Raw genomic sequence first — 18164 nt, 5'->3', positions numbered from 1 at the left:
ATTTCTGCTTCCTTACTTCCAAATGTTCCACGGGGACTGCATCACGGCAGCCACCAGGACGAGCCAGATCAGGGTCAGCGGAATGAAGACTTTCCAGCCCAGGCGCATGATCTGGTCATAGCGGTAACGCGGGAAGGTGCCGCGGACCCAGATCATCATCGAGACCAGCAGGAACATCTTCGCGAACAGCCAGAAGAAGCCGCCGACCGGGCCGAATTCCAGGAAGCCGAACGGTGCTTGCCAGCCGCCCAGGAACATGATCGATGCCAGGGTCGCGATCAGGATCATGTTGGCGTATTCCGCCAGCATGAACATCGCGTAGGACATGCCCGAATATTCCACCATGTGGCCGGCGACGATCTCCGATTCGCCTTCCACCACGTCGAACGGGTGGCGGTTGCACTCGGCCAGGCCGGAGACGAAGTAGATGATGAACAGCGGCAGCAGCGGCAGCCAGTTCCACGACAGGAAGGTCAGGCCCATGGACGCGAAGGTACCGACGCCCTGCCCTGCCACGATGTCCGAGAAGTTCAGGCTGCCCGAGACCATCAGCACCACGACCATCACGAAGCCCATCGGGATTTCGTAGGAGATCATCTGGGCCGAGGCGCGCATCGCGCCCATGAACGAGTACTTCGAGTTCGAGGCCCAGCCGGCGATGATGATGCCGTAGACTTCCATCGAAGTAATCGCCAGCAGCAGGAGCAGGCCGGCGTTGACGTTCGCCAGCGCCGCTTGCGGGCCGAAAGGCACGACCGACCAGGCGGCCAGGGCCGGCATGATGGTCATGATCGGGCCGATCACGAACAGGCTGCGGGTGGCTTTCGTCGGGATGACGATTTCCTTGAGCAGCAGCTTGAGCGCGTCGGCGATCGGCTGCAGCAGGCCGCCCGGACCCACGCGGTTCGGGCCCACGCGGATCTGGATCCAGCCGATCAGCTTGCGCTCCCACAGGGTCAGGTAGGCGACCAGGCCCATCAGCGGCAGCAGGACCACCACGATTTTCAGGACGGTCCAGATCAGCGGCCAGACCGGCGCGATCGGGCTGGCGGCGCCGAATTCATAGAAACTATCGATATAACCGGGCGTTGCCATTACTTGCCCTCCCCTGCTTTTTCAACTTTGATTTCGCCAAACATGGCGCCGAGGGTCGCGACCGCGCGATGGCCGGCGGCGACGCGCACGGCGTTCGACGGCAGGCCCGCATCCACGTCGGCCACCAGGACCGCGCTGCCGGAACCCTGGGTCACCTTGACGGTGTCGCCCGCCTTCACGCCGAGCTGTTCGGCGACGGCTTTCGACAGCGAGACCAGCGGCGCGTTCGAGGCTACGGTGCGCTGCAGCGGCTCCGAACGGCGCGCCAGCGCGTCGGTGAAGTAGACCGGCACGTCGGTGACGCGCTCGAGCTGGCCGGCGCTAGCGTACTTGCCTGCTTCCGGCGCCAGCTTGGCGGCGTTGCTCAGCTTGGCGGACAGGTCGGTGTTGCCCTTGCCCAGCGCTTCGTCGCGGATCGATTCCGAAGTCTCGTAGTCGAAGCCCGACAGGCCCAGCAGGTTGCCCAGCACGCGCAGCACTTTCCAGGCCGGACGGGTCTCGCCCAGCGGACGCACGGTGCCGTTGAAGCTCTGTGCGCGGCCTTCGCAGTTCACAAAAGTACCGGCGGTCTCGGTGAACGGCGAGACCGGCAGCAGCACGTCGGCGTAGTCCATGCCGTGCTTGAACGGCGACATCGCCACGACCATCTCGGCGCCCTGCAGCGCGGCCAGGGCCTGCTGCGGGTTGGCCGCATCCAGTTCCGGCTCGGCGTTCAGCAGCACATAGGCCTTCTTCGGCGAAGCGAACACGGCTTCGTTCTTGCCCGAGGTGGCGCCTACCAGGTAGCCGCCCACGGTGTTGGCGCCTTCGACCAGGTAGCCGAAGGTGCATCCCGTTGCTTCGGCGATCCACTGCGCGGCGGCGTGGATCTTGGAAGCTTGCGGGTGGTTGCCTGCGGCATTGCCCAGCAGGATGGCGCCCGGCAGTTCCACGTCGCCAGCGACGACCAGCGAAGCGGCGATGCCCTTGGCGGCGTTGCCGGCTTCGATGCCGTCGAAGCCAGCCGGCGCAGCGACGCCCTTGGCGGCGGCGACAGCCACGACCACTTCGGACAGCGCTGCCAGCCAGTCGGTCGGCGCGGCGATCAGCTTGTTCGCGATCGGCATGAGCAGGTCGTCGTTCGACGCGCCCACCAGCGACAGCTTGGCGCCGGCCTTGGTGGCGGCGCGCAGGCGGGTGGCGACCAGCGGGTGGTCCTTGCGCAGGTTCGAACCGATGACCAGCGCGCGCTTGAGCTTGCTCAGTGCGGCGATCGGCATGCCCAGCCACGGGGTGACCTGGCCGGTGAGGCCGAAGTCGCTCTGGCGCAGGCGGAAGTCGATGTTGTCCGAACCGATGCCGCGCACGGCCTTGTTCAGCAGGTAAAGTTCTTCCAGGGTCGAGCTGGCGGTGGCGACGGCGGCGATGCTGTCGGCGCCATGCTCGTGGCGGATGTTACGCAGGCCGTGGGCCACGTATTCCAGCGCGGTCTGCCAGTCGGTTTCCTGCCACACGCCGCCCTGCTTGATCATCGGGTTGACCAGGCGGTCGGCATTGTCCAGCGCCTCGTACGAGAAGCGGTCCTTGTCCGAGATCCAGCATTCGTTGATGGCTTCGTTTTCCAGCGGCAGCACGCGCATGACCTTGCCGCCCTTGACCTGGACGATCAGGTTGGTGCCCAGCGAATCGTGCGGCGACACCGAACGGCGGCGCTGCAGTTCCCACGGACGCGCGGTGTAGCGGAACGGCTTGCTGGTCAGCGCGCCGACCGGGCACAGGTCGATCATGTTGCCCGACACTTCCGAGTCGACGGTCTTGCCGACGAAGGTGGTGATCTCCGAGTGCTCGCCGCGGCCGACCATGCCGAATTCCATCACGCCGGCCACTTCCTGGCCGAAGCGCACGCAACGGGTGCACTGGATGCAGCGCGACATCTCTTCCATCGAGATCAGCGGGCCGGCCTCTTTCGGGGCCACCACGCGCTTCTCTTCTTCGTAGCGCGAGCCGCTCTTGCCGTAGCCGACGGCCAGGTCCTGCAGCTGGCATTCGCCGCCCTGGTCGCAGATCGGGCAATCCAGCGGGTGGTTAATGAGGAGGAACTCCATCACCGACTTCTGGGCCTGCACGGCCTTGTCGCTGTGGGTGCGCACGATCATGCCCGGCGAGACCGGGGTCGCGCAGGCAGGCATCGGCTTCGGCGCCTTCTCCACTTCGACCAGGCACATGCGGCAGTTCGCTGCGATCGACAATTTCTTGTGATAGCAGAAGTGCGGGATATAGGTCCCGAGTTTGTTTGCGGCGTCCATCACCATGGAACCTGGTGCGACTTCGACTTTCTTGCCGTCTAATTCAATTTCAACCATTTGATCGTTACCTGACCTGGTTTAAAGGTATGCGGGCACGAGGCAGTGCTTGTGCTCGATGTGATATTCGAATTCCTCGCGGAAGTTCTTGATCATCGCTTCGACCGGCATCGCTGCTGCATCGCCCAGGGCGCAGATGGTGCGGCCCTTGATGTTGAAAGCGATGTTGTTCAGCAGGTCCATGTCTTCAGGACGGCCCTTGCCGTGCTCGATGCGGTGGACCATGCGGTACATCCAGCCGGTGCCTTCACGGCACGGCGTGCACTGGCCGCAGGATTCTTCGTAGTAGAAGTACGACAGGCGCAGCAGCGACTTGACCATGCAGCGGGTCTCGTCCATGACGATCACGGCGCCCGAGCCCAGCATCGAGCCGGCCTTGGCGATCGAATCGTAGTCGAGGTCGGTGTCCATCATGACTTCGCCGCGGATCACGGGAGCCGAGGAACCGCCCGGGATGACGGCCTTGATCTTCTTACCGCCGCGCATGCCGCCGGCCAGCTCCATCAGCTTGGCGAACGGGGTGCCCAGCGGGACTTCGTAGTTGCCCGGACGCTCGACGTCGCCCGAGATCGAGAAGATCTTGGTGCCGCCGTTGTTCGGCTTGCCGAGGCCCATGTAGTTCTCGGCGCCCATGTTCAGGATGAAGGGGACGGCCGCGAAGGTCTCGGTGTTGTTGATGGTGGTCGGCTTGCCGTACAGGCCGAACGAGGCCGGGAACGGCGGCTTGAAGCGCGGCTGGCCCTTCTTGCCTTCCAGCGACTCGAGCAGCGCGGTCTCTTCGCCGCAGATGTAGGCGCCGTAGCCGTGGTGGGCGTGCAGCTGGAACGAGAATTCCGAACCCATGATCTTGTCGCCCAGGAAGCCGGCGGCGCGCGCCTCTTCCAGCGCTTCCTCGAAGCGCAGGTATTCCTGGAAGATCTCGCCGTGGATGTAGTTGTAGCCCACGGTGATGCCCATCGCGTAGGCGCCGATGGCCATGCCTTCGATCAGCGCGTGCGGGTTGTAGCGGATGATGTCGCGGTCCTTGAACGTGCCCGGTTCGCCTTCGTCGGTGTTGCAGACGAGGTATTTCTGGCCCGGGAACTGGCGCGGCATGAAGCTCCACTTCAGGCCGGTCGGGAAGCCCGCACCGCCGCGGCCGCGCAGGCCGGAGGTCTTCAGGTCGGCGATGATGGCTTCAGGCGCGATCTTCTCTTCGATGATGCGGCGCAGGGCCGAATAGCCGCCGCGCTTGACGTAGTCGGCCAGGCGCCAGTTGTCGCCGTTCAGATCCTTCAGGATCAGGGGATTGATGTGACGGTCGTGCAGGCTGGTCATTTCTTGAGTTCCTCTACCAGGGCGTCGATCTTCTCGTCGCTCATGAACGAGCACATGCGATGGTTATTCACCAGCATGACCGGTGCGTCGCCGCACGCGCCCATGCACTCGCCTTCGATCAGGGTGAACTGGCCATCTAGAGTGGTGTCGCGATAATCGATCCCGAGCTTGTCCTTCAGGCGCTGGCCGGCGCGTTCGCCGCCCGACAATGCGCAAGGCAGGTTGGTGCACACGGTGATCTTGTGCTTGCCGACCGGCTTGATGTTGTACATGTTGTAGAAGGTCGCCACTTCCTGCACGGCGATCGCCGGCATGCCGATGTAGTCGGCGATTTCCTGCATGGTTTCCGGCGACAGCCAGCCCAGTTCGACCTGGGCGTGGGCCAGCGAGGCCATCACGGCCGACTGGCGTTGATCGGCTGGGTACTTGGCCAGCTCGCGATCGATCTTCTTGTAGGTTTCCTGCGATAACATAATCTAGCGTCCTTCTTATCGGTCGATACTGCCGAACACGATGTCCTGCGTGCCGATGATGGTGACGGCGTCCGCGATCATGTGGCCGCGCGCCATTTCGTCCAGGCTCTGCAGGTGGGCATAGTCCGGGGTACGGATCTTCAGGCGGTAAGGCTTGTTGGCGCCGTCGGACACGATGTAGATGCCGAACTCGCCCTTCGGGTGCTCGACCGCCGCATACGCCTCGCCTTCCGGCACGTGGAAGCCTTCGGTGAACAGCTTGAAGTGGTGGATCAGCGATTCCATGTTGGACTTCATGTCCATGCGGTTCGGCGGCGCGATCTTGTTGTTGTCGATCATGACCGGGCCCGGATTCACGGCCAGCCACTTCACGCACTGCTTGATGATGCGGTTCGACTGGCGCATCTCTTCGATACGCACCAGGTAGCGGTCGTAGGAGTCGCCGTTGGTGCCGACCGGGATGTCGAAGTCCATCTTGTCGTAGACCGCGTACGGCTGCTGCTTGCGCAGGTCCCAGGCGATGCCCGAGCCGCGCAGCATGGCGCCGGTGAAGCCCATGGCTTTCGCGTCTTCCGGCGAGACCACGCCGATGCCCACGGTACGCTGCTTCCAGATACGGTTATCGGTCAGCAGGGTCTCGTATTCGTCGACATAGCCATCAAAACGTTTCGTGAACGCGTCGATGAAGTCCAGCACCGAGCCCTGGCGGTCGCGGTTCAGGTCGTCGATGGCCTTCTTCGAGCGGATCGGCGATTCGCGGTGCTGCGGCATGGCGTCCGGCAGGTCGCGGTAGACGCCGCCCGGGCGGTAGTAGGCCGCGTGCATGCGCGCGCCCGACACGGCTTCATAGACGTCGAACAGGTCTTCGCGGTCGCGGAAGGCGTACAGGAAGGGACCCATGGCGCCGATGTCCAGCGCGTGCGCGCCCAGCCACATCAGGTGGTTCAGGATACGGGTGATTTCGTCGAACATCACGCGGATGTACTGCGCGCGCACCGGCGCTTCGATGCCCAGCAGCTTTTCCACTGCCAGCACGTAGCCGTGCTCGTTGCACATCATCGAGACGTAGTCCAGGCGGTCCATGTACGGGACCGACTGCAGGTAGGTGCGGGTCTCGGCCAGCTTCTCGGTCGCGCGGTGCAGCAGGCCGATGTGCGGGTCGGCGCGCTGGATCACTTCGCCGTCGAGTTCCAGCACCAGGCGCAGCACGCCGTGCGCTGCCGGGTGCTGCGGACCAAAGTTCAGGGTGTAATTCTTAAGCTCAGCCATTATTTCGTCCCGTAGGTTTCTTCGCGGATCACGCGCGGGATGTTCTCGCGCGGCTCGATCGTCACGGGTTGGTAGATCACGCGTTTCTGTTCAGGGTCGTAGCGCATCTCGACATAGCCCGAGATCGGGAAGTCCTTGCGGAACGGGTGGCCGATGAAGCCATAGTCGGTCAGGATGCGGCGCAGGTCGCCGTGGCCGTCGAACAGGATGCCGTACAGGTCGAACGCTTCGCGCTCGTACCAGTTCGCCGCACGCCAGATGCCGGTCACCGATTCGACCAGCGGCATGTCGTCGTCCGGGCAGAACACGCGCACGCGCACGCGCCAGTTGTGCTCGATCGAGAGCAGGTGGGTCACGACCGCGAAGCGCAGGCCGTCCCAGGTGCCCTCGCCATATTGCGAGTAGTCGACGCCGCACAGGTCGATCAGTTCTTCGAAGCGCAGGCTCGGGTCGTCGCGCAGCGTCTGCATGGCTTGCAGGTAGTCGGCGGCCTTGACCACCACGGTCACTTCACCCAGCGCCGAGCTGATTGCTGCGCCCTCGCCCAGTGCATTTTTCAGGGCGAGTTCAAGGGTTTCGAGTTTAGTCGTCATGGTAAATCGCTGTTTTTAGCGCGCGATGGTATTGGTGCGCTTGATCTTGTTCTGCAGCTGCATGATGCCGTACAGGAGCGCTTCCGCGGTCGGCGGGCAGCCCGGCACGTAGACGTCGACGGGAACGATGCGGTCGCAGCCGCGCACCACCGAGTACGAATAGTGGTAGTAGCCGCCGCCGTTGGCGCAGGAGCCCATCGAAATGACCCAGCGCGGCTCGGCCATCTGGTCGTAGACCTTGCGCAGTGCGGGAGCCATCTTGTTGCACAGCGTGCCGGCGACGATCATGACGTCCGACTGGCGCGGCGATGGGCGGAACACAATGCCAAAACGGTCGAGATCGTAGCGGGCGGCGCCCACATGCATCATCTCGACCGCGCAGCATGCCAGACCGAACGTCATCGGGAACATCGATCCCGTGCGCGCCCAGTTGATCAGCTTATCGGCTGTGGTGGTAATGAAACCTTCGTTTAATACGCCTTCAATTGCCATGGCTTATTCCCAATCAAGGGCACCTTTCTTCCAGATGTACCAGAAACCGACGACGAATTCGGCGATGAACACCATCATCGTGACGAAGCCAGTCCAGCCCAGTTCGCGCATCGAGACGCCCCATGGGAAGAAGAATGCCGTTTCCAGATCAAACAAAATAAACAGGATCGCGACCAGGTAGTACCGGACGTCGAACTTCATGCGCGCGTCTTCGAAGGCTTCGAAGCCGCATTCATACGGGGACAGCTTGGCGGCATCCGGGCGGTGCGGACCGAGCAGGCGGCCGAGCACCTGCGGGGCGACACCGACGCCGACGCCAATCAGAATAAAGAGAAGAACGGGGAAATAATTTTCGAGGTTCACGATGAAGCCTATTTGAACGATCGGTTAAAGACACACTGCGGGGGATGCAGCGCCGAGTCGCGCGAACCTGGCATGAGGGTTGCCACCAGGACCGTACGACTGATCCTCGCAAAAAAGCCAGCTCAGGCAGGAGAGCGGTTGCTCATCGCCCTAGCTGGCTCTTCTTTATCTTGGTGCCGACGGCGAGACTCGAACTCGCACAGCTTGCGCCACTACCCCCTCAAGATAGCGTGTCTACCAATTTCACCACGTCGGCTGGAGACCAGTATTTTACCCTGCCTTACTACTTTTTTTCAATGCACAAATTGCGCTACTACAAGGATATTTCGCAATTTCTCAACTTTAGGAGGAGGTTCTGGAGGAGGAGCACCAGGGTCCATCACTGTCGAGGGCCGGTACCGGCCATCATTGTCGCGAAGCTCGCCGCGGGCAGGGTCGCCTGCGAGGCCGCATTCTACAGCTATTTGCGAACAGGTGCGCACGGCACCTCTTCATTCATCAGGCCAATGCCGGGTCACGACGAAGGCGCGATGCTGTCTTGCCAACAGGGCTGACGGCAGCACCGCCAACCCTTGGGGTATTACTTGCCTGCCGGAGCCGGAGCCGCCGGGGCAGCCTGGTTTGCCGGAGCGGCCGGCAGGGTCGGCACGTCCGCGGCCGGAGCCGGGGCAGCCGGAGCCGGAGCGGTGGCCGGCACATTGGCGCCCGCGTTGGCCGGCACGCCGGTGGCCGGGGCCTGGGTCGACGGCACGGTCACGCGGCCCATCACGCCTTCGTCTTCGGTGCTGGTGCGGTTGTTGCCGGCATAGGCCAGCGCCAGGGTCGAGGCGAAAAAGACCGCAGCGGCCACCGCGGTCGACTTCGACAGGAAGTTCGACGAGCCCGATGCGCCGAACAGGCTGCCCGAGGCGCCCGAGCCGAAGGCCGCGCCCATGTCGGCGCCCTTACCGTGCTGGACCAGCACCAGGCCGATGATGGCCAGGGCCGAGATGACCTGCACGACAATAATCAGATTGAACAAGGTGTTCATTGCAATTCCATTTCAAGGCAAAGTTTAACTACGTGTATAAATTCTTCAGCTGGCTGCGCGGATGATCGCCAGGAAGTCCGCCGCCTTCAGGGCCGCGCCGCCGATCAGGCCGCCGTCGATGTCCGGCTGCGCCATCAGGTCGGCTGCATTGTCCGGCTTCATGCTGCCGCCGTAAAGGATGGCGACGCTGTCGGCCGCGCCGGCGTTGCAGGCACGCAGCTGGGCGCGCAATTGCGCATGCACTTCCTGCGCCATCTCCGGCGTGGCGGTCTTGCCGGTGCCGATCGCCCAGACCGGCTCGTAGGCGACGACGATCCTGGCGACCGCATCCTTGCCCAGCAGTTCCAGCACGGCGTCGAGCTGGGCGCCGACCACGGAGGCGGTCTGCCCTGCTTCGCGCTCGGCCAGGGTTTCGCCGACGCAGACGATCGGGGTCAGGCCGGCAGCCAGGGCCGCCTGGGCCTTGCGCGCCACCAGCCCGTTCGACTCGCCGTGGTAGGCGCGGCGCTCCGAGTGGCCGACGATCACGTAACGGCAATGGAAATCGAGCAGCATCGAGGCCGCCACTTCGCCCGTGAAGGCGCCGGACGGCTGGGCCGAGACATCCTGGGCGCCCCAGGCCAGCTTGCTACCCTGGAGCAGTTGTTCGCACTGGAACAGATAGGGCGAGGGAACACAGACCGCGCACGCGGCGGCCTTGCCATCAAGGCCTTCGAGAATACCGGTAAGCAGCGCGGTGTTGGCTTCGCGGCTGCCGTTCATCTTCCAGTTGCCTACAACGAGTTTGGGACGCATAGTACCCCACGGTCAAATAACCCGCTATTTTAGCGGTCGAAAATGTGGCGGTCAAACAATGGCTGAGCTGATAGCCCCTGCCCTGCGCCGCCTTCCCATACAAGTGCTGGCTTACAACACTTGCAATACGATCTTGCCGACGTGGGTGCTGGACTCCATCAGCGCATGCGCCTCGGCCGCCTGTTCCAGCGGGAAGCTGCGGTAGATCACCGGCTTCAGCTTGCCTTCGCCGAACAGCGGCCAGACCCGCTCGCGCAGCTGGCGCGCGATGGCCGCCTTGAAGGCCACCGGGCGCGGACGCAGGGTCGAGCCGGTGATGGTCAAGCGGCGGCGCAGCACCTGGCCCATGTCCAGGCTGGCCTTGGCGCCGCCCAGCAGCGCGATCACGACCAGGCGGCCATCGTCGGCCAGGCAATTGATTTCACGGGCCACGTAGTCGCCGGCCACCATGTCCAGTATCACATCGACACCGCGCCCAGCCGTGAGTTCCTTGACAACGGCCGTGAAATCTTCGGTCTTGTAATTGATGGCGCGTTCGGCGCCGAGCTCCTCGCAGGCGCGGCACTTGTCGTCGGAACCCGCGGTGGCGAACACGCGGTGGCCGAGGGCCCTGGCCAGCTGGATCGCGGTCACGCCGATGCCCGAGCTGCCGCCCTGCACCAGCAGGGTCTCGCCCTCGACCAGGCGGGCGCGGTCGAACACATTGCTCCAGACGGTAAAGAATGTTTCCGGCAGCGTGGCGGCCTCCAGCGGCGTGAGGCCGGGCGGCAGCGGCAGGCACTGTTCCAGCGGCGCGGCGCAGAATTCGGCATAGCCGCCGCCCTGCACCAGGGCACAGACCATGTCGCCTTTCCTGAAGCCGCTGGCGCCGAGTTCGCCGTCGACGATCTCGCCCGCCACTTCCAGGCCCGGCAGGCTTGATGCGCCGGGCGGCACCGGATAGTGGCCGAGGCGCTGCAGCACGTCGGGCCGGTTGATGCCGGCCGCATGCACTTTGATCAGGACTTCGCCTTCCTTCAGCTGCGGCAGCGGACGCTCGCACAGTTGGAGGACCTCCGGCTTGCCGGGCTGCGTGATTTCGATGGCGCGCATGGACGGCTCCATATTGAAAAAAGCGCAATTGTACGGCACGCGGGGCGTGGGCGTCGCCGGGAACCCGCTTGGCTTGCCTTAACAGCAACACTAATGGTGCACTTCACGTCATCCGGGGAGAAGCGGCTGCTCACCCCCTTGACAAGCGGCAAACAGGTTCTTGCCATGCGTCGGCTTGAGCTTTGACACCAGCTCGACACATGACCCGCGCCGCGAGCACTTCACTCTCTCGCATGCCGCTTGATCGACGCGATCGCTGCTTCCATTTTCAATCTTGCCGACGCATTCGCTGAGTGCACGCTGATTGCCGGCGGCGCCATGCCGACAGTGACTACCTGCTCCTCCAGCCATAACAGCACCGTATAGCCCGTACCGCGCTCGTCGTCACCCAGATCGTGGTCGAGCGACAGCTCGGTCACTTGTCCGGTCTTGAGCAGGGCAATGACCTCGTCGGGCCAGTAGGTACGGACCCAGCCTTCCGGGGTTACGCGCTCGTCGTCCAGAAACACCGCCATGTTTGCCTTTTCATCCATACACTGCCGCAGCCAGCTTCTCCACGTGATCGGATGCCCATCTTGAACATCGACCCGGACACGAACCTGCATCGTTGTAATTACTGTTGAGTTCTTTCTCATCAGGTGCATAATTGACATCATGCCCGCCAGTTTCCCTCGAGGACGATCATGGCCACTCCCCCTTCCGCGCAAGCGCCGCGCCGCGCCGGCTCCCTATCCAGCCTGGCCAGCGCCCTGCTCGCGGCCACCCTGGCCGCGTGCGGCGGGGGTGGCGACAGCGCCCCGGCGGCTGCCCCGGCGCCTCAGCCGCCACCGGTCGCGACGCTGCCCGGCAGCTACGCCGATCCGGTGGTCTACTCTGGCGCGGCAACGGCGTCGCTGACAGCTGCGGAAGAGCGCGCCGCCACGGTCGCGGCCCGCATCACTCTCGACGACCGCCCGCTCGACTACACCGCCACCACCGGGCACCTGACAGCCACCGACCTCGCCACCGGACAGCCGGCAGCATCCTTCTTTTATGTCGCCTACACCGCCGGCGCCCAGCCGGCGGCGCAGCGCCCGCTCACCTTCTTCTACAACGGCGGCCCGGGTTCGGCCTCGATCTGGCTGCACCTCGGCGCCTTCGGGCCGCGCAGGCTGGCGACCGGCTTCCCGTCCACCGAGCCTCCCCCTGCTCCGCCTCAGCTGGTCGACAACCAGGAAACCCTGCTGGACCATTCCGACCTGGTCTTCGTCGACGCCATCGGCACCGGCTACTCGCAGGCGATCTCGCCGCGCACCAACGCCCAGTTCTGGGGCGTGGACCAGGACGCGGCGGCCTTCCGCGACTTCGTGCGCCGCTACCTCGCCGCCAACAACCGGCAAGCGTCGCCGGTCTACCTGTTCGGCGAATCCTACGGCGCGCCGCGCACGGCGGTGCTGTCCAACCTGCTCGAGAGCGCCGGCGTGCGCGTGGCCGGCGTGATGCTGCAGTCGGCCGCCATGAACTACAACTCGAACTGCGGCGTGTTCGACCCGGGCCAGCTCAGCTGCGAAGGCTATCTCCCGAGCTATGCGGCCGTGTCCGCCTACCACCAGAACGGCAGCCTGCCGACCGACTTCTCGTCGGTGCTGCAGCAGGTGCGCGACTTCGCCGCAGGCGCCTACCGCAGCGAGGTCGGCGCCTTCCTCGCCAGCGGCACGCCGCCGAGCGACGCCACCGTGACCCAGCTGGCCGCCTATACCGGGGTGCCGGCGCTAAGCTGGCGCCAGGATCTGTCGATGGCGCCGGGCGCCTACCGCGCGCGCCTGCTGCCGGGCCAGGTGATCGGACGCTACGACGCGCGGGTGAAGGCGCCCGTCGGCAGCGCGCTGGGAAACGGCGACCCCTCGATCAACCTGGTGGGCAACGCTTTCGTCAGCACGATCAGCACCTATCTCAAGGACGAACTGCGCTATACGGCGACGACGCCCTACCTCAGCTCCAACAATGTCCTCAACCTCTGGAGCTTCACGCACGACGGCAAGCCGCTGCCGGATACGATACCGGACCTGGCCGCGGCCATGACCCTCAATCCCGCATTGAAAGTGATCGCCATGAGCGGCTATCATGATCTTGCGACGCCGTTTTACCAGACCGAGCTGGACTTGGCGCGGCTGGGCGCCGGCGCCGGCATTCAGATTCGCAACTACAACAGCGGGCACATGAGCTATCTCGACGACAGCGTGCGCCGCCTCCAGAAGGCCGACTTGCGCGCCTTCTACAACAGCGTATCGGTGGCACCATGAAGACCATGCACCTTTTTATCCTGCTTGCGAGTGCGGCGGGGGCCGCTGCCGCGCAGGCGCCGCTGGGCAACGACGCCCAGGTCCCGCCGGCACTGCGGGTCCGGCCGGCCGAATCGCCGGCGGCGGGCGCCGAGCTGCGCGCGCAGGCGCTGGCCAAGCTGAAGGCTCAGTTCAAGGCGGCCGACCATGACGGCAACGGCAGCCTGACTGCCGAAGAGGCGAAAAGCTTCGGTTTCGTCGCCAGCCATTTCGACGCCATCGACACCAGGCGCCGCGGCGCCGTCACCTTCGACGAGCTGCGCGCCTACCTGGAGCGGGCGAAAGCCGACCGGCGCTAGGATGCCGGCCGGAACCGCCGGCTGCGATTCTCAGGACCCGACTCCCGTCCGCGAGGCCGTCGGCAGCGGCGTCCCCGGCCGCCAGGTACGCGACAGCGCCTGGGCTTCCTCGATCTGTTCCTGGGTCATCTGGCGCGAGATCGCCGCGCGCTGGTCGACCGCATTGCGGTTGCCGCCGGCCGCCGCCAGGTTCCACAGCATGTAGGCCAGCACCATGTCCTGCGGCATCCCGGCCTGGTGATAGCGGTACATGAGCCCCAGCGCGTGCTGGGCCTCGGCATGTCCCTGCTCCGCCGCCCGGCGGAACCAGGTCACCGCATGCTTCTGGTCCTGCGGCACCGAGTTGCCGGTGTAGTACATCGCCCCCACCACGTACTGCGCGTCGGCCTTGCCCTGCAGCGCTGCTTTGTGATGCCAGGAAAAGGCTTGCTTGTAATCGCGCGTGACGCCGCGGCCCATGTAATACATCAGGCCCAGCAAATGCTGGGCGTCCGCGTTGCCGGCCCTGGCAAGCGGACTGATCTCCTTCAGCGCCAGCGCGTAGTTGCGGGCGTTATAGGCGCTCGCGCCTTCCGCGAAGCCGGCCTGGGCACTGAGGTGCAGGCCGAACGCGACTGCGAACGCTACGATGTGTTTTTTCATGTCTCGTGCATGGAATCGGGATCTCTGCGTATCCTTGGTCCTTGTTCAGGACTCCCGTTGTTTTGTTCTTGTTTTCTTGTTCTTGTTTTTTACTACTTCCAGCTGACCTTGCCCAGCCCTTCGACCTCGACCTTGCGGTTCTGCGGCTTGCCGTACACCGTCACCGAGCCCATCCCCGACAGGGTCAGCTTGGCGTTGTGGTTGGCGGTCACGGTCGCATTGCCCAGGCCGGACAGGTCCAGCGTGACGTTCTCGGCCGTACACTGCTGGGCATCGAGGCCGCCCAGTCCACCGAGCTCGGCCTTGAGGCTCTTGCTGCGGCCCGACAGGGTCACGAAGCCGGCGCCGTGCAGGTTCAGGTCGATGCTCTCGCTGTTGATGCCGTGCACGCGCATGCTGCCGACACCGCCCAGGTTGGCCGTCACCACGCGGTAGTTCGATGATACATTCATCGAGCCGGCCCCATCGAGCGTCAGCTCGAGTTCGTCGCCGGAGAACCCGCTCACCTCGGTGGAGCCGACGCTTTCGGACGACACTTCGCGCAGGCTCGGCAGCACCAGCTCCGCGCGCAGGCCGGAACCGCGTCCGATGTTCAGGCCGACGCCACGGGTCTCGGTGTCGATGTTGAGCGTATCGCCGCTCTGCAAGGTGGTGGTCTTGCCCAGCAGGCGCGGATCGCCGGTGAGCACCAGGGTGGCGTTGCTGCCCTGGCGGATCTTCATGTCGACCACGCCGTCGAGCTTGACGCGCACCACGCGCGCATCGACCGGGCGCATTTCCGTGACCACCTCCGGCGCGGCATGCGCGATCCCGAATGTGGCGCACAGGCTGGCCAGCGCCACGCCCAGCTTGATCAGGTGATTCATCCAGCGTCCTTTCTCGTCTCGTTCTTGCCTGGGCCGCTCGTGGCCTGCCCGGCATCATACCTTAGCATGTTGCAACTATATCGCGGGACCAGGCCGCTGCGCAGCGGCTTGCGACGAACTGCATAAAACGCGGAACAGGGCGCGCATGGCGGAGACGGATGCACTATGGATGAACGGAATAATCTCACATGCATATGCTATAAAAACATTACTTGTTGACATGACATTGCGCTAAGATGCGGAGCCTGATGGTCCGCAAAACGGCCGTCAACAGCTCACTTCCCAGAGTTCCTATTCGAGGTCACCAATGCGCATGCGCCAATTACCTGTTTTGCTGGCCGGGCTCACCCTTTCGCTGTCGGCAGCCGCCGCACCGAAAGACCAGTGGACCCTTCCGGTCAACGTCAAGAAACTCGATAACGGCCTGACCGTCATCGTCTCGGAAGACCGCACTTCGCCGACCGTCGGCGTCTCCGTGGTCTACCACGTGGGCATGCGCCTGGAGCCGAAGAACCGCACCGGCTTCGCCCACCTGTTCGAACACCTGATGTTCCAGGGCACCCCGAATGCGCCGAAGGGCGTGTTCGACACCACCATCACCGCAGGCGGCGGCCGCAACAATGGCTCGACCCGTCCGGACTTCACCAACTACATCGAAACCGCGCCGGTGTCGGCGCTGGAGCCGATCCTGTGGCTGGAAGCCGACCGGATGAAGACCCTGGACTTCAACGAGAAGACCCTGAAGAACCAGCAGGACGTGGTCAAGGAAGAGATCCGCGTCAACGTGAAGAACCAGCCTTACGGCGGCTTCATGTGGATCGACATCAGCCAGCAGGCGTTCCAGAAGTGGGAGAACAACCACGACGGCTACGGCAGCTTCCAGGATCTCGAGAACGCCAACCTGGACGACGTGCGCGCCTTCCACCGCGACTACTACGGCCCGAACAACGCGGTGCTGGCGATCGCCGGCGACATCACCCCGCAGCAGGGCTTCGAGCTGGCGCAGAAATACTTCGGCAAGATCCCGGCCCGTCCCACTCCGAAGCCGGGCGACTTTAGCGAGCCGCTGAACACCGTCGAGAAGCGCGTGGTGCAGAGCGACGCCCTGGCCCAGGTGCCGGCGATCGCCGCAGCATGGAAAGTCCCTGAGCGCGGCAGCAAGGACCAGGCCGCGATCGCCGTGCTGGCCGAACTGCTGGCCGGCGGCGACGCCTCGCTGTTCTACCAGGGCCTGGTCAAGGGCCGCGAAATCGCGCTCAACGTCGACACCCTGTTCGGCCTCACCAGCCCATGGGAATACGACGGCCCCACCCTGCTGACCGTGTTCGCGCTGTACAAGCCGAACAGCAGCGCCGACGCCCTGCTCAAGGCCATGGACGAAGAAATCGCCAAGGTCGCCGAGAAAGGCGTGGACGACGCCACCCTCAAGCGCGTCAAGACCCGCATGATCGCCGACTGGAACAACAAGCTGGAAAGCTTCATCAACCGCGCCGACACCCTGGCCAAGCTGCAGACCCTGTGGGGCGACGCCAACGTGGTCAACAAGATCCCGGGCTGGATCGAAGGCGTGACCTCCGCCGACATCCAGCGCGCGGTGCGCACCTACCTGGTGCCGGCCAACCGCACCGTCATCGACCGCAAGCCGGCCGCCATGATGGCCGCCGCCGGCCAGCCGGCCGCCCCGACCACCCCTGCGCCTGCCGGCGCTTCGAAATAAGGAGCGCATCATGAAGAAACTGATGCTCGCATTTGCCGTTTCGCTCGCCTTCGCCCCGGCCGCATTCGCAGCGCCGGCGACCGCCCCGGCCGACATGCCCGCCTATGGCGCCGACAAGCCGGTCCCGGTGCCGAAGATCACCAAGAAAACCCTGTCCAACGGCCTGACCGTCTGGGTCGTGCCGCGCAAGGGTCTGCCGCGCGTGGACTACGTGCTGGCCATCCGCGGCGCGGGCTACGCGGCCGATAATCCGGCCCGCCCGGCCTTCGCCTCCATGCTGTCCGGCATGCTCAACGAAGGCACCGCCAAGCGCGATTCGCGCGCCATCGCCGAAGCGGCCCAGGGCATGGGCGGCGAAGTCGGCGCCAACCCGACCTCGGACGGCATCGTGATCCAGGCCAACGCCCTCACCTCGCACGCCGGCGCCATGATGCAGCTGCTGGCCGAAGTGGCGCGTACCCCGTCCTTCCCGGAAAGCGAGATCCAGCTGGCCAAGGCCAACGCGCTGCAGGCGCTGCGCGTGTCCGAGACCCAGCCTGCCTTCCGCGCCGAACGCGCCATCAACCGCGCCGTCTACGGCGACCATCCCTACGGCCGCACCACCCCGACCGTGGAATCGATCAACGCCGTGACCCAGGAGATGCTGCGCGCCGAGCACGCCAAGCGCTTCCGTCCGGACCGCGCGCTGCTGGTGATCACCGGCCGCATCGGCGAAGCCGAAGCGATGAAACTGGCGCAGAAGGCTTTCGGCGACTGGAAGGCTTCCGGCGAAGCCCTCCCTGAAACCGCCAGCGCGCCGGTGGCCGCCAAGCCGGCCCGCATCCTGGTGCAGCGCGACGGCAGCGTGCAGTCGGCGCTGCGCCTGGGCAGCCCGGGCATCGCTGCCAGCGCCGAGGACCAGATCCCGCTGCGCCTGGCCAGCACCATCCTGGGCGGCGGCTTCTCGAGCCGCGTCAACATGAACCTGCGCGAGGAGAAGGGCTATACCTACGGCGCCTCGGCCGGTGCGCGCATGAACCGCGCCGGCGGCGCAATCGTGGGCGGCGCCGAAGTGCGCAACGACGTAACCACGGCGGCGCTGAACGAGTACTTCAGCGAGTACAAGCGCATCGGCGCCGAGCCGGTGCCGGCCAGGGAAATGGAGATGAACAAGCGCTACCTGGCGGGCGGCTACCTGCTGACCAACCAGCTGCAGCGCGGCGTGGCGACAACCCTGGCCAACAACTGGCTGGTGGGCCTGCCGGCCGAGTTCCTCGGCCAGTACGTGCCGCTGATCCAGAAGGTCACGCCGGAACAGGTGAATGCGGTGTCGAAGAAGTACTTCGCGCCGGAGAACCAGTCGATCGTCGTGGTGGGCGACGCCAAGGCGGTGGGCGAGCAGCTCAAGGCCTTCGGCGAGTTCACCGTCACCGACAAGTAAGCTGGTCTGACCGAACGGCCCCGCACGATCTGCGGGGC

At 64.9% G+C, this 18164-nt stretch carries 18 protein-coding genes and 1 tRNA gene; 4 read left to right on the top strand and 15 right to left on the bottom strand.

The genetic code is table 11. The annotated features are described in order from the left end of the window. Positions 1 to 12 precede the first annotated feature (12 nt). The 13 genes from nuoH to KBW95_RS05225 form a co-directional block, all read right to left on the bottom strand. The gene (gene nuoH / locus KBW95_RS05285) at positions 13 to 1095 is read right to left on the bottom strand and encodes an NADH-quinone oxidoreductase subunit NuoH (protein WP_211523271.1); all 1083 of its coding nucleotides are present in this window, start codon (positions 1093 to 1095) and stop codon (positions 13 to 15) included. Next, a complete protein-coding gene (nuoG, locus tag KBW95_RS05280; protein WP_211527656.1) occupies positions 1095 to 3437 on the bottom strand; it encodes an NADH-quinone oxidoreductase subunit NuoG in 2343 nt (780 codons plus the stop codon). The genes nuoH and nuoG overlap by 1 nt, the downstream gene beginning before the upstream one ends. Before the next feature lie 21 nt (positions 3438 to 3458). Further along, positions 3459 to 4754, bottom strand: coding sequence for an NADH-quinone oxidoreductase subunit NuoF (gene nuoF / locus KBW95_RS05275; protein WP_211520220.1), 1296 nt, complete (start codon positions 4752 to 4754; stop codon positions 3459 to 3461). Beyond that, positions 4751 to 5227 (bottom strand): NADH-quinone oxidoreductase subunit NuoE, encoded by a 477-nt coding sequence (gene nuoE / locus KBW95_RS05270; RefSeq protein ID WP_211523273.1) that lies wholly within the window; start codon positions 5225 to 5227, stop codon positions 4751 to 4753. Before nuoE ends, nuoF begins: the two co-directional genes overlap by 4 nt. A gap of 15 nt (positions 5228 to 5242) precedes the next feature. Then, a complete protein-coding gene (locus tag KBW95_RS05265; protein WP_211527655.1) occupies positions 5243 to 6496 on the bottom strand; it encodes an NADH-quinone oxidoreductase subunit D in 1254 nt (417 codons plus the stop codon). After that, a complete protein-coding gene (locus KBW95_RS05260; RefSeq protein WP_211523275.1) occupies positions 6496 to 7089 on the bottom strand; it encodes an NADH-quinone oxidoreductase subunit C in 594 nt (197 codons plus the stop codon). The genes KBW95_RS05265 and KBW95_RS05260 overlap by 1 nt, the downstream gene beginning before the upstream one ends. A 15-nt stretch (positions 7090 to 7104) precedes the next feature. Continuing rightward, entirely contained in the window at positions 7105 to 7581 is a 477-nt protein-coding gene (locus KBW95_RS05255) for an NADH-quinone oxidoreductase subunit B family protein (RefSeq protein ID WP_020654624.1), read from the bottom strand. A gap of 3 nt (positions 7582 to 7584) precedes the next feature. Beyond that, entirely contained in the window at positions 7585 to 7944 is a 360-nt protein-coding gene (locus KBW95_RS05250) for an NADH-quinone oxidoreductase subunit A (protein WP_026354735.1), read from the bottom strand. Between the two features lie 171 nt (positions 7945 to 8115). Next, a tRNA-Leu gene (locus KBW95_RS05245) sits at positions 8116 to 8200 on the bottom strand. A gap of 324 nt (positions 8201 to 8524) precedes the next feature. Then, positions 8525 to 8974: a preprotein translocase subunit SecG gene (gene secG / locus KBW95_RS05240; RefSeq protein WP_211523276.1), complete on the bottom strand. Its 450-nt coding sequence runs from the start codon at positions 8972 to 8974 to the stop codon at positions 8525 to 8527. Between the two features lie 45 nt (positions 8975 to 9019). Further along, positions 9020 to 9769: a triose-phosphate isomerase gene (gene tpiA, locus KBW95_RS05235; protein ID WP_211523277.1), complete on the bottom strand. Its 750-nt coding sequence runs from the start codon at positions 9767 to 9769 to the stop codon at positions 9020 to 9022. 111 nt (positions 9770 to 9880) lie between these two features. Next, complete coding sequence (locus KBW95_RS05230; RefSeq protein WP_211527654.1) at positions 9881 to 10861, bottom strand: NAD(P)H-quinone oxidoreductase; 981 nt, start codon at positions 10859 to 10861, stop codon at positions 9881 to 9883. Positions 10862 to 11082: 221 nt separating this feature from the next. Then, positions 11083 to 11505 (bottom strand): cyclic-phosphate processing receiver domain-containing protein, encoded by a 423-nt coding sequence (locus tag KBW95_RS05225; protein ID WP_307727635.1) that lies wholly within the window; start codon positions 11503 to 11505, stop codon positions 11083 to 11085. Between the two features lie 39 nt (positions 11506 to 11544). Between KBW95_RS05225 and KBW95_RS05220 the strand changes: the two genes are divergently transcribed. Then, positions 11545 to 13143: a S10 family peptidase gene (locus KBW95_RS05220; RefSeq protein WP_211527653.1), complete on the top strand. Its 1599-nt coding sequence runs from the start codon at positions 11545 to 11547 to the stop codon at positions 13141 to 13143. Further along, on the top strand, positions 13140 to 13481 hold the full coding sequence (locus KBW95_RS05215) for an EF-hand domain-containing protein (protein WP_211527652.1): 342 nt from the start codon (positions 13140 to 13142) through the stop codon (positions 13479 to 13481). The genes KBW95_RS05220 and KBW95_RS05215 overlap by 4 nt, the downstream gene beginning before the upstream one ends. 30 nt (positions 13482 to 13511) lie before the next feature. On the opposite strand, the gene KBW95_RS05210 is transcribed toward KBW95_RS05215, so the two are convergent. Next, the gene (locus KBW95_RS05210) at positions 13512 to 14123 is read right to left on the bottom strand and encodes a tetratricopeptide repeat protein (RefSeq protein WP_211523281.1); all 612 of its coding nucleotides are present in this window, start codon (positions 14121 to 14123) and stop codon (positions 13512 to 13514) included. A gap of 92 nt (positions 14124 to 14215) precedes the next feature. After that, a complete protein-coding gene (locus KBW95_RS05205; RefSeq protein WP_211523282.1) occupies positions 14216 to 14989 on the bottom strand; it encodes a GIN domain-containing protein in 774 nt (257 codons plus the stop codon). Positions 14990 to 15302: 313 nt separating this feature from the next. On the opposite strand from KBW95_RS05205, the gene KBW95_RS05200 reads away from it, so the two are divergent. Continuing rightward, complete coding sequence (locus KBW95_RS05200; RefSeq protein WP_229429563.1) at positions 15303 to 16706, top strand: pitrilysin family protein; 1404 nt, start codon at positions 15303 to 15305, stop codon at positions 16704 to 16706. A gap of 10 nt (positions 16707 to 16716) precedes the next feature. Next, positions 16717 to 18126 carry a pitrilysin family protein gene (locus KBW95_RS05195; protein WP_211527651.1) on the top strand — a complete coding sequence of 470 codons (1410 nt, stop codon included), beginning with the start codon at positions 16717 to 16719 and terminating at the stop codon, positions 18124 to 18126. Positions 18127 to 18164 lie beyond the last annotated feature (38 nt).

Source organism: Massilia sp. ZL223 (assembly GCF_018119395.1).
Taxonomy (GTDB): Bacteria; Pseudomonadota; Gammaproteobacteria; order Burkholderiales; family Burkholderiaceae_D; genus Telluria.
This window is presented reverse-complemented; position numbering and strand designations above follow the sequence as displayed.